Raw genomic sequence first — 10,163 nt, 5'->3', positions numbered from 1 at the left:
GACTCCCTTGGTAGAAGCAGGAAGCAGACCCTCTAAAGTTTTCTTTAGTTGAATGGCTAGGTTTGAAAAAGTTTAGTCAAGTTTTGTATAGCAGTACACTGAACAGTTTGCACACCATACATCTTTCGCTCACTACGCTAACATCTTGAGGAACGAAACCCAACACCAACCGAAAGGTTTTGTTGGGTTACGCTCGTTTCAGAGCTTTTTATTGATTTACCAGACGGGTTAATGCTAACCAAGGGTATTAGCATAACAAATCAATCTGGAGAGAAAGTATCAGCAGAAGTTACTGTTAAAGACAAAAGAGCGGCGATCGCCCGTATCACGCCCGGAGGGTTTTCTGGAGGAAAACCCTCCCCCTGTGCTGAAAGCACAGGGCAATCCGGCTGCGCCGGATTGGGGCGTAGGGCCGGCGAAGCCATCGCTCCGCGCGTCCGTTTCGTTTGCCCTGTTTCGCAGACGTGGCTTTACCCAGTTTACGGTAGAAGCGTCGGGCTAACGACAGACATCCCCTTTGGTTTAGTCCGAGTCCAGACTTACGGCGCTAGCCCAAACCAATCGAAGAGTGAAAACCAAGGGTAGGGGCGGTGATGCAAAAACGCCCCTCAAGCCTGTTTATACCCTTTCAGTAGAAAAATTCTATGTGCAACAAAAATATCGGGGAAATCGTCCGGAACACTAGAACTGGAGTTTGTAGTAATGAGTGTTCCCAAAAAAGAGAACAAAAAACAACTGCATAAGACAGACAACTGCTCCCTATAGATATATAGGAAAGGGTTCAAACCCAACAAACAAGACCAACTTTGCAATTATCAAGACGAGGTAAATCATTATGACTAGCTTTACTCAACTGGGCCCACAAAACGACCTTCTGCAACCTGTTCGTCAATGGTTTGATTCAATAGAAATTCATAATGCCAAATTAGCTCATTCACTCTGCAAATTGATCCCGGCTCAATGTCCTTTTGAACGTGACATTACACTATTTGGTCGCAAGCTATTTCACATTCCACCTATGTGTAAGTTAAATCCTCTTTATGAAGAAGTGGTGACTTTACGTTTCAAAGCTTTGTGTTATCTTGCTGATGAATGTGGTGAAGACGTTACAGCCTATTGCTAATAGCACGTCTGGTAGTGATATCATGCAGTAACTATAGGTAATCGCACGCTGACCGTGGTACCTTCCGCAAGATTTGATTTCATCAAAAGCTCTCCACTATGAACTTCCACAATCCGTTTGCTAATGGCAAGTCCTAACCCAGTTCCAGAAGATTTTGTAGAGTAAAAGGGCTGGGTTAGCTTGGGTAAAATCTCTGGGGAAATAGGTTCACCGCCATTGTGGACATGAATACAGACTTGATTTCGATTTGTGTTACTCTCAATTTGCAATTTCACAGTCTCTCCTTTGGGAATTGCTTCAAATGCATTCCGCACAAGATTAATAAAGACTTGTTTCAGTTTATCTTTATCTGCTTCTACTTTCACCTCATTCATTGCTGGATAAAAATCAACTTCCCGTCCTACAGCTTCTGACATATTTTGCAGCGAGGGCAGAATTTCAGGAATGAATTCATTAATATCTATTTTTTCTAACTGTAGTGTCTGCGGTTTGGCATATAACAATATTTCTTTTAACAATCTTTCTAATCTATGAGCTTCGTCTAGTGCCAAAAATAATCGCTCTTTTGCTGGCGCAGATAAATCAAGTTTTTGAAAAAAGTTTAACCCCATTTTCATTGTTGTGAAAGGGTTGCGAATTTCGTGGATAATACAAGCAGCGAATTCGCCTATTGCTGCTAAACGTTCTTGTTCTACAAGTTTAGCTTGAGCCGCCCTTAATTCTTCCGTCCTCCGCGCTACCTCAGCTTCTAGGATTTGATTGAATTGTCGTTGTTGCTGGTACAGAAAATAATTGTCAATCGCTGTCGCCGCACGTTCAGCAAATAACTCAGCTATGCGAACTTCATCAGCAGAAAACTGGCGCGACGTTTTGTGAAACGAACAAATCGTTCCAACAATCTTTCCTTCAGGAGTGCACAGAGGAACCCCCAAATAAGCTTGATATCCTTCTGGTGCTTCACCATAATCGTTACAAATTTTGGCGTCTGGTACCACTAGACTGTGTCCAGTTTGCACAACTGTGCCAGTTAAGCTACCATGCAGTAAATAAACTTGATCATTATCATCTCCCAAGTCTATACTACTCGCTAGCACTTTCTCATAACCATCTTGGCAAAGAGTGACGACTGACCAATCTAGTTCTAGCAATTCACAAACACCACACGTGATTTGTCGCAAGTAACTCTGGAGTTCACCTCTGCGATAACTGAGTGAAGATAAGATTTCTAGTGTGCGTCTTTCTTGCTGCCAATTATGTAATTTCAAGGACATAGAATGCTCCTTGCTTGATGAAACAATAGTATATTCATATACAAATGAGGGTGATCAATTCTGTTGTCAAATTGAGTCGTCAAAAAGTGCAACAATTCTTATCAGGGTTTTTCACTTAGTTTCTGTATAATATCAATACAAAAGTATCAGGTTTTGTAGTAAGTAGATGTAAAGAAAAGTAACTTTATCTGTTATTAAATATTCATGACATCGCATATTTTACTTGTTGAAGATGAAGTTAAACTCGCTCGATTTGTGGAATTGGAACTGAGTTATGAGGGTTATAAAGTTAGTGTTGCACACGATGGGTTAACAGGACTGACGACTGCACGAGAGTCTCATCCAGATTTAGTGATATTGGATTGGATGCTACCTGGTTTATCTGGGTTGGAAATTTGCCGACGTTTACGAAGCACTGGAGATCAGGTACCAATTATATTGTTAACAGCTAAAGATGAGGTAAGCGATCGCGTTGCTGGTTTAGACGCAGGTGCTGATGATTATGTTGTCAAACCTTTTAGCGTCGAAGAGTTGTTAGCCAGAGTCCGCGCACACTTGCGAAGAACCCAAGAAGCCGACACTAATACCTTGCAATTTGAAGACTTGAGTTTAAATCGTCGCACGCGGGAAGTTTTTCGAGGGACGCGCTTAGTTGAGTTAACCGCCAAAGAGTTTGATTTACTGGAGTATTTACTGATCCATCCACGACAGGTTATTACGCGCGATCGCATTCTCGAAGAAGTCTGGGGCTACGACTTTATGGGCGACTCCAACATTATTGAGGTTTACATTCGCTACTTGCGCCTGAAATTGGAGGCGAATGAGGAAAAACGTCTCATCCAAACTGTACGTGGAGTTGGTTACGCACTGCGAGAATAATCTGAACGCCCCATACTGCATTTGTTCGATAAATAAATTACCCATTTGATATGAATTCACTGATTTACTTACCGCTACACTTAAGAACGGTAGTCAACATCAGCGAGTGCAATGAGTTATCTTGAGACAGCGGCGCAGTTTTATAGTGAAGTCGCCCAAACACCGCAAGTCGGACTTTGTTGTGTGCAAAGCACACCCTTGCAATTACCAGGGTTGAAAATTCCTCGCAAAATGCAGGAAATGAACTATGGTTGCGGGACGACTGTTCATCTCACCGAACTTGGAAATCAACCCACGGTACTGTATGTTGGAGTTGGCGGTGGTTTAGAAGCTTTGCAATTTGCTTACTTTTCTCAGCGTCCTGGTGCTGTTATTGCTGTTGATCCAGTAGCAGAAATGCGTCAAGCTGCAGCACGTAACTTGGAAATTGCTGCTCAAGAAAACCCTTGGTTTGACACCAGCTTTGTAGAAATTCGCGAAGGCGATGCCTTTAACTTACCTGTTCTTGATGATTCTGTTGATATCGTAGCGCAAAATTGCCTTTTCAATATCTTTGAACCAGAGGATTTAACCCGTGCTTTGCAAGAAGCATACCGGGTATTAAAACCAGGTGGAAAATTGCAGATGAGTGATCCAATTGCGACTCGTCCCATTCCGCAACATCTGCAAAAAGATGAGCAGCTGCGAGCAATGTGTTTATCAGGCGCACTCACTTATGAACAGTACATTCAGCGTATTATAAGTGCAGGCTTTGGGCAAGTAGAAATTCGCGCTCGTCGCCCCTACCGTTTGCTCGATTCTCAAACTTACAACTTAGAAGAGAATCTTCTTTTAGAAAGTCTAGATTCTGTCGCTTTCAAAGTTATCATTCCTGAAGATGGCGCTTGTGTGTTCACAGGAAAAACAGCTATTTATGCTGGTTCTGAATCATTTTTTGATGATGATGCTGGTCATATTCTTCAGCGTGGAATTCCAGCATCAGTGTGTGATAAAACTGCTGCCAAACTTGCAGCCTTAATGCCAGAGCAAATAATGATGACTGATTCAACTTGGCATTATAACGGCGGCGGTTGTTGTTAATTTTAGCGTACGTTTTCTCGTTCCTTGCCTCAGGCAAGGAATGCATAACTTGAGGCTTTGCCTTAATATAATCATTGGGAGGCAGAGCCTCAAATGATGCATTCCCATGCTCTGCATGGGAACGAGAGAAAAATCCAAAAAAGACACATCTTTCATTTTGCATCTATATAAGTGAGACAATGATTCAAACAGCGATAACACCTTTCAAACAAAAACTTGCCTCTCCGTTAACCAAAAAAGAAATCACTGTTTTACAAATTAACCTAGGTAAGCGCTGCAACCTTGCTTGTAACCATTGTCATGTAGAAGCTGGACCAAAACGCACAGAAGAACTTTCTCCAGAAATCTGCCAACAATTGATTGAGATAATTCATAAATTTCCTCAAATTCAAATTGTTGATTTGACTGGTGGTGCACCTGAGATGAATTATGGTTTCAAACCACTGGTAGAAGCAGCAAGAGCAACAGGGAAACAGGTGATTGTCCGTTCTAATTTGACCATTTTTTTTGAAGATGGATTTGATGATTTGCCAGAATACTTTGCCAAACACAAAGTTAGGGTTGTTGCTTCTCTGCCCTGCTATTTGTCAGATAATGTGGATAAAATGCGCGGTGCTGGCGTGTATGATGGTTCCATTAAAGCACTGCAATGGCTGAACCAACTAGGTTATGGGAAAGAACCAGATTTAATCGTGGATTTAGTTTACAATCCACAATTACCGAAAGATGAGAAATTTTCCCTCACTCCAGACCAAACAAAGCTGGAAAGAGATTACAAGCAATATTTACAAGAAAATTTTGATATTACTTTTAACAATCTATTTACGATTACCAACTTACCAGTTGGGAGAACAAAACTGTCTCTAGAAAGAAAGAAACTGTATGCTCCTTATTTGCAGTTTTTAGAGTCTCATTTCAATACTGGTACAATTGAGCATTTGATGTGTCGGGATGAGATTTCAATTGATTATCTGGGTTATGTGTATGACTGCGACTTCAACCAAATGATGAATTTACCTGCAAAAACTCGCGACGGGGAAAACCTGACAGTCGCCAAGTTATTACAAGCTGGTTCTTTGGACTTGATAAATGAAGTACAGACAGCAGCTTATTGTTATGGCTGTACAGCCGGTACTGGTTCTAGCTGTGGTGGCGCTTTGCTGTGAAGTTGCTTGCATGATTGTCTGGGAAAGGCTTGAGCAAGTGATTTATCCGGCTTGGTGAATAATCTCGTTACCAAAACTGTTACGAGCGCCTTACCAAGACTCCAAGAAGTTTATGATGATTTTAAGTTAAGTCTCCTCACACCACATTTATAGCCGTGGACTCATCTGGTGCTTCCACGGTTATTTATTTTTTTATGGAATCTAAACAGAAACTCACCCAATGTGAGGATGATACGCAAGGGTGTTAGTTCCCAGAGGCGAGAAAGGTTGTGAATACTGGCAGAAAAATTTCTGTTACCAAAATCGTTACGAGCATGTTTATACTCGTCAGTTAGCATTATGATGATAGAAAGTTTAGCTCCTCACACTACAACAAGAGCCGTGGAATTGAATGTTCCACGGCTTTTATTTTTTTGGGATGGATGCGGAGTTGAAATCTCCTCACACCTTAGCGATCGCAGTACGAGGCGCGGTTCTTGATAGATAGCCCATTAACCAGACTTCATCATTACTGCGTACAATTGGGGTTACTATCGGGGGTAGCATCAGGATAGAAAGTGCGAATCCCGCCATCTCTCCTCACAAATATGGCTGTGAATGTTTTACCCTCGTCAGTTACGCTCAAATTACAAACTGTGTTAGTCGAGGTGGTATTTGGGTTGTTCTTGTAACCTAGAGATGCTTTCGATAGAATCTCTTCAGCGTTGAGGGTATAGGGATAACCTTTGATAGAAGACTGAGCAGTACCACTACCTACCTTCATAACAACGCCAATAGTGTAAATTGTACCGGGAACAACCTCTTCTCTGGATGTATTGTTGTCTAACCGTCCGGCTAAACCCTTTTCCTGAAGTTCCACATAACGAGCGACAAAGTGCAGTCCCCCAATCGAACCGCCTTGAACTGGTTCCCCACAAAAGATATGATCAAAAGCCTGCGCATTAAACCAGACATCAGTCAAGTCATCCAAGAAAGCTGCATCTGTGGTGCGTCCTGGTTTAAGATATCCTCCCACATATTGCTTGATATTTGCCAAGACAGTAGAGTTGTTCTGCATCATAGACTGGAAGCCCGCACGACTGACGACTGTACCAGGTGCTCCACAAAGATTAGTCACTGCTGTGTCAAAGCTGTTTGGTACTGGCGCGGGAGGTGTAACATCGGCTGGGCTACCGTAAGCTAAACCAGAGACAGGGTTGTTGATATTGTCAAAGAATGGTACAGAACCGGGAGGTAAGGAAGAAGAAGGAGGAGAAGAGCCATAATCGCTAATTTCAATGTCATCAATATTGGTTCTGTTTGAAGTTCCATCAGTTTTGCGGACTTCACAGCGAACTGTCCCAGAGAGATTAGGAGTGAAAGTTGCTGTTTGAAGTGATGTAGAGCTTGTCGTAATTGTTGAACCTATTTTTGACCATGAAGATGCGCTATTGGTTGAACACCACAACTCCCAAGTGGTACTAGCATCAGAACCAAACTTGGCATGTTTGATAGTAACTGTACCAGCACCCGTACGATCAAATTTCATCGTCACCTTGCCGTTATTGCGAATGCGAGCAGATTGCGTCCCGGTCTTAACATCGGTTGAAAGATTACCGATGAGCGCATCATTAAAATTCCAAACGCCTGTACTGAGGGTGACGTCACCTGCTGCATAACTGCCTTTCGTACCGTTTTCAAATCCCTCTGAAATTGTAACACTATTTACTCTAGATGAAAAAAAGGAAAGCAGTAAGATGGCTCCTCCTGCTATCTTCAATGGTAATGCTAACTTAGACATATTTAACAGGGTTAATGCTTAACTCATTACTCATTGAAATAGGAATTGATAGTTATAACGTTATCAATCACTTATTGTTTGATTAATTGTTGATTAACAAGTTATTAACCATTGAAATGCTAAGTTTTCTTGAATTGATCATTTCAATATGGTTCAAATCAGATAATTTGCAAAAAGGCTAACCTATGTAGAGACGTTGCATGCAACATCTCTACACGTGTGAGATTTTTAAAAACTTTATGAGTTCAATCAGAGTATACTCTCCTCCCTTTGCCCGCTGCTCGGGTGCTTCCCTACTTCTTCACTGACTTCTGCTTAATCTTCATCTTGAACCCAGAGGATACCAATTCGTCTCTCACTGACAACAATAATCCCTGTATCGAATGTGGCTTTTGTTATTGAATCCCATGCACTGATGCCAGAGTAATTGTTCCGAAATAACGCATTTGTGAAAAATTTGCAATTACCTGGAAAAATTTGAAAGAGTTTAACAACAATTTTCTCTGCTTCTTCTAAGCTCATTAATTGCACAGAATAAGCCAAATCTTTCGTCATGATAAACTTTAAGATTTTTTGCGCCTCTCCTTGATTAACTTCTTTCCAGCGCAACCCAAGACTGGAATACCCTAATTGGCTCACAAATAAATCAAGAATTGCAGTCAGATTTTCAGATCTTTCAATAGTTTCATCCGGTATTAACTTTTTGATCTCAAACAACACCTCTCCACAATTACGTTTTGACAAAACTTCTGCTCTGAGTTCTGTAATTTCTAAGGAATTTTCAGTTTCGTAAATAATTCTAGCCATTTTTTTTATGTTACTATGAGACTCCTATTTGATTTTCGCTCAGCTACGTACACCTTTTTCCTTCTTCGGTGTTAAGCGTTAAGAGTTCCCTGTTCCCTGTTCCCTGTTCCCTGTTCCCTGTTCCCTGTTAAGAGTTTCCACGAGTGATTCTCAAAAATCAAAGGGGAAAATAAATCAAAGTATCAACTTAAAATAGAAACGAAACAACCCTAGCAACGATAAACCACAGCCATACAACTGGAGTTATTCAATGACTCTTAGTCAATATCATCCCTATCTTTCCCCAGAACAGTACCTAGAAACCGAAAAATCTAGCCCAATTAAACATGAATATATTCAAGGGCAGATTTATGCAATGTCCGGTGCAAGTGATGTTCATGTAACAATTACAGCTAACTTAGTTACCCTGCTAAGAAATCATATCCGAGGAACAGGGTGTCGTGTTTACGTCGCTGACATGAAAGCCCGCATCGAAACACTGAATATTTTCTACTATCCTGATATCATGGTAACTTGCGACCAACGAGATACAAAATTTGAATATTTCAAACGCTATCCCAGCTTAATTATAGAAGTTTTATCACCATCGACAGAAGCTTTTGACCGGGGCGATAAATTTAGTGACTATCAAGAATTAGAAACATTGCAAGAATATGTCTTAATCAGTCAAACTCGCCAGCGTGTTGATTGTTTTCGACGCAATTCTGAAGGAAGATGGGTGCTTTACAGCTATAGAAGAAATCAAGATTTAGAGTTAACCAGTGTAAATTTTTCCTGTTCCCTCGCAGAGGTTTACGAAGATGTTTTATTCTCGGAAATATAGAGATGCTCAAGGTTGCATAATTAAAGGATGAATTGTCCTTACTGTACATCAACTTATATTCATAATAGCGCTTAGTTTTTTATATAAAGTAATACAGTATTTTTGTAGAACAAGCGTACCCGTAGGGCATACATTGAATTTTGAATTGCTCATAATGCCCTACCCTTTGCGGTAAATTGTCAAATGCAACTACCCTTTAGCACAGAAGAGGAAGCGAAGCAATGAAAGCAGTTTTAATGACAGCAGCTGGCGATCCCGAAGTTCTACAAGTCCAAGATGTGCAAAATCCTGCTGTTCCTTTGGGTGAAACTGAACTTCTGGTACACTTACGAGCAGCAGGCATTAACCCTATTGACACCAAACTTCGTAAACGTGGCACTTTTTACCCTGATAAATTGCCTGCTATTTTAGGATGTGATGGTGCAGGTGTTGTTGAGGCTGTGGGTGCTAGTGTTCAGAAATTTCGCGTAGGCGATGAAGTCTATTTTTGTAATGGTGGCTTGGGTGGACATCAAGGCAATTATGCTGAATATACGACTGTTGATGAGCGATTTGTTGCCCGTAAACCCGCTTCTATATCCTTTGCAGAAGCTGCTGCAGCGCCGTTAGTCCTCATCACCGCTTGGGAAGCTTTATACGAACGGGGACGCTTGGAACCTGGAGAACGGGTATTAATTCATGCAGGTGCTGGTGGAGTCGGTCATGTAGCAATTCAACTGGCGAAGCTTAAGGGTGCTGATGTCAGCACGACTGTAAGTACTCAGGAGAAAGCAGATTTTGTTCAGAAACTCGGTGCTAACCATGTCATTCTTTACAAAGAAACAGACTTTGTGCAAGCAGCACTCGATTGGACAAACGGGGAAGGTGTAGACTTAGCTTTTGACACTGTAGGTGGAGAGACTTTTCATAAAACTTTTCCAGCAGTGCGAGTTTATGGCGACATAGTCACAATATTAGAACCAGATGCCAATACCGTTTGGAAATCTGCCAGACAACGTAATCTCCGCGTTGGTTTAGAATTAATGCTGACACCAATGTTGCAAGGAATTGTAGAGGCGCAGCAACATCAAGCAGAAATTCTAGAACAATGTGCTAAGTGGATTGATGCAGGGAAGTTGAAAATTCAAGTTAGCGACACATTTCCACTAGAAGAAGCACGATCAGCTCATCATTTGCTTGAAACTGGGTCAGTGACGGGTAAAATTGTTCTGCTAATGGGAGATAAGTGATGGGA

General features: G+C 41.4%; 10 protein-coding genes. 7 read left to right on the top strand and 3 right to left on the bottom strand.

What is annotated here, in order from left to right; genetic code table 11:
- Positions 1-231 precede the first annotated feature (231 nt).
- Positions 232-585 carry a hypothetical protein gene (locus DP116_RS23500; protein WP_169157469.1) on the top strand — a complete coding sequence of 118 codons (354 nt, stop codon included), beginning with the start codon at positions 232-234 and terminating at the stop codon, positions 583-585.
- A 250-nt stretch (positions 586-835) separates the two neighbouring features.
- Positions 836-1,123, top strand: coding sequence for a Mo-dependent nitrogenase C-terminal domain-containing protein (locus DP116_RS23495; RefSeq protein WP_048869028.1), 288 nt, complete (start codon positions 836-838; stop codon positions 1,121-1,123).
- A gap of 20 nt (positions 1,124-1,143) precedes the next feature.
- Here the strand turns inward: DP116_RS23495 and DP116_RS23490 are convergent, their stop codons facing one another.
- Positions 1,144-2,394, bottom strand: a complete 1,251-nt coding sequence (locus DP116_RS23490; protein ID WP_169157468.1) for a GAF domain-containing sensor histidine kinase — start codon at positions 2,392-2,394, stop codon at positions 1,144-1,146.
- Between the two features lie 204 nt (positions 2,395-2,598).
- On the opposite strand from DP116_RS23490, the gene DP116_RS23485 reads away from it, so the two are divergent.
- The 3 genes from DP116_RS23485 to arsS all read left to right on the top strand — a co-directional run bounded on the left by DP116_RS23485 (position 2,599) and on the right by arsS (position 5,519).
- The gene (locus DP116_RS23485; RefSeq protein ID WP_169157467.1) at positions 2,599-3,273 is read left to right on the top strand and encodes a response regulator transcription factor; all 675 of its coding nucleotides are present in this window, start codon (positions 2,599-2,601) and stop codon (positions 3,271-3,273) included.
- A gap of 111 nt (positions 3,274-3,384) precedes the next feature.
- Positions 3,385-4,353: an arsenosugar biosynthesis arsenite methyltransferase ArsM gene (gene arsM / locus DP116_RS23480; RefSeq protein WP_169157466.1), complete on the top strand. Its 969-nt coding sequence runs from the start codon at positions 3,385-3,387 to the stop codon at positions 4,351-4,353.
- Positions 4,354-4,532: 179 nt separating this feature from the next.
- Positions 4,533-5,519, top strand: coding sequence for an arsenosugar biosynthesis radical SAM (seleno)protein ArsS (gene arsS / locus DP116_RS23475; protein WP_169157465.1), 987 nt, complete (start codon positions 4,533-4,535; stop codon positions 5,517-5,519).
- Positions 5,520-6,027: 508 nt separating this feature from the next.
- On the opposite strand, the gene DP116_RS23470 is transcribed toward arsS, so the two are convergent.
- A complete protein-coding gene (locus DP116_RS23470; RefSeq protein ID WP_169157464.1) occupies positions 6,028-7,299 on the bottom strand; it encodes an EndoU domain-containing protein in 1,272 nt (423 codons plus the stop codon).
- Positions 7,300-7,614: 315 nt separating this feature from the next.
- On the bottom strand, positions 7,615-8,106 hold the full coding sequence (locus DP116_RS23465; protein WP_169157463.1) for a hypothetical protein: 492 nt from the start codon (positions 8,104-8,106) through the stop codon (positions 7,615-7,617).
- Between the two features lie 250 nt (positions 8,107-8,356).
- Between DP116_RS23465 and DP116_RS23460 the strand changes: the two genes are divergently transcribed.
- A complete protein-coding gene (locus DP116_RS23460; protein ID WP_169157462.1) occupies positions 8,357-8,929 on the top strand; it encodes a Uma2 family endonuclease in 573 nt (190 codons plus the stop codon).
- 221 nt (positions 8,930-9,150) lie between these two features.
- Positions 9,151-10,158: a zinc-dependent alcohol dehydrogenase family protein gene (locus tag DP116_RS23455; protein ID WP_169157461.1), complete on the top strand. Its 1,008-nt coding sequence runs from the start codon at positions 9,151-9,153 to the stop codon at positions 10,156-10,158.
- Positions 10,159-10,163: the final 5 nt, after the last annotated feature.

The organism is Brasilonema bromeliae SPC951, from assembly GCF_012912135.1.
GTDB lineage: Bacteria > Cyanobacteriota > Cyanobacteriia > Cyanobacteriales > Nostocaceae > Brasilonema > Brasilonema bromeliae.
This window is presented reverse-complemented; position numbering and strand designations above follow the sequence as displayed.

Bases quoted from the DNA above. Each gene is read 5' to 3' on its own strand.
- DP116_RS23500 (WP_169157469.1), top strand. From the start codon at position 232: ATGCTAACCAAGGGTATTAGCATAACAAATCAATCTGGAGAGAAAGTA.
- DP116_RS23495 (WP_048869028.1), top strand. From the start codon at position 836: ATGACTAGCTTTACTCAACTGGGCCCACAAAACGACCTTCTGCAACCT.
- DP116_RS23490 (WP_169157468.1), bottom strand. From the start codon at position 2,394: ATGTCCTTGAAATTACATAATTGGCAGCAAGAAAGACGCACACTAGAA.
- DP116_RS23485 (WP_169157467.1), top strand. From the start codon at position 2,599: ATGACATCGCATATTTTACTTGTTGAAGATGAAGTTAAACTCGCTCGA.
- arsM (WP_169157466.1), top strand. From the start codon at position 3,385: ATGAGTTATCTTGAGACAGCGGCGCAGTTTTATAGTGAAGTCGCCCAA.
- arsS (WP_169157465.1), top strand. From the start codon at position 4,533: ATGATTCAAACAGCGATAACACCTTTCAAACAAAAACTTGCCTCTCCG.
- DP116_RS23470 (WP_169157464.1), bottom strand. From the start codon at position 7,299: ATGTCTAAGTTAGCATTACCATTGAAGATAGCAGGAGGAGCCATCTTA.
- DP116_RS23465 (WP_169157463.1), bottom strand. From the start codon at position 8,106: ATGGCTAGAATTATTTACGAAACTGAAAATTCCTTAGAAATTACAGAA.
- DP116_RS23460 (WP_169157462.1), top strand. From the start codon at position 8,357: ATGACTCTTAGTCAATATCATCCCTATCTTTCCCCAGAACAGTACCTA.
- DP116_RS23455 (WP_169157461.1), top strand. From the start codon at position 9,151: ATGAAAGCAGTTTTAATGACAGCAGCTGGCGATCCCGAAGTTCTACAA.